Below are 1,080 nucleotides of genomic sequence, written 5' to 3'. Positions count from 1 at the left end.
ATCGAGACCCGCGCGGTGGTCGTCGACCTGCCGGTCGACGCCACCCCCGTGTCGGTGCGCCGGGCTGTGGAACTGGTGCTGGCCCGCAACCCGATGCTGTGGGCACGGCTGCGTCCGGCCGCCGACGGACGGCCCGCCGGGTTCGTGCTGCCGCCGACCCCGGCGCCGGAGGACCGGCCCTACTTCCGCCTCACCGACAGCGTCCCGCTCGACGACGTGGTCGCGGGCGCCGCGGCCGCGCTCGACCCGGTCGAGGGCCGCAACATCCGCTTCGTGCACGTCGGCCCGGACGGCCGGGCCCAGCTGGTGGTGGTCGCCAACGGACTCGTCGTCGACGACCGCGCCTGGCGGGTGCTCACCGACCAGCTGGCCGTGGCCTGGTCGCGCCCGCACTCGGCCGACACCTCGCGTCCGGTGCCCGCCACCGGTCACGGCCTCGCCGTGCTGCTGCGCGATCTGTCCGCCCGCGCCGCCGACCCGGCCGTGCACGCCGAACTCGACCGGTGGCGCGCGGTCGCCCCGGCGAGCAGGCAGATCCCACCCGGACTCGATCTCTCGGCCCGCTCCCGGGTCTCGCTGACCATCACCGCCGAGGGGGTGGCCGCGGTCGCCGCCACGGCCGCCGCCTACCACACCGAGGTGGGCGACGTGCTGCTCACCGCGCTCGGGCTGGCCCTGCGCACCGCCGCCGACAACCCGGTCGTGCGGGCCACCGGCCCGGTGGTGCGCCTGCAGGCCGACGCCCGCGAGACCTTCGACGCCGAGACCGGCACCGACGCCCACGCCGCCATGGTCGGCGCCTTCACCACCGGCTACCCGCTGGTGCTCGACCTGACCGGGATCGACGTCGCCGACGCCCTGGTCGGTGGCCCCGCCGCCGGTCGCGCCCTGGCACAGGTCAAGGAGTCCCGGCGCACGGTGCCCGCAGGCGGTATCGGCTACGGCCTGCTGCGCTACCTCAACCCCGGCATCGACCTGCCCGGCCCCGGCCTGCTGCGGATGCGCTACCGCGACCTGCGGCCGGTGCGCGTGCACACCGACGCGCCCGTCGACGATCTGCTGCTCGACGTGCTGTTCGAG

At 76.4% G+C, this 1,080-nt stretch carries 1 protein-coding gene; it reads left to right on the top strand.

From position 1 onward, the window contains the following. Positions 1-1,080: hypothetical protein (locus QH283_RS09235; protein ID WP_280502602.1), on the top strand; the 1,080-nt coding region annotated here is incomplete at both ends.

The organism is Nocardia farcinica (assembly GCF_029867845.1).
Lineage (GTDB): Bacteria > Actinomycetota > Actinomycetes > Mycobacteriales > Mycobacteriaceae > Nocardia > Nocardia farcinica_A.
This window is presented reverse-complemented; position numbering and strand designations above follow the sequence as displayed.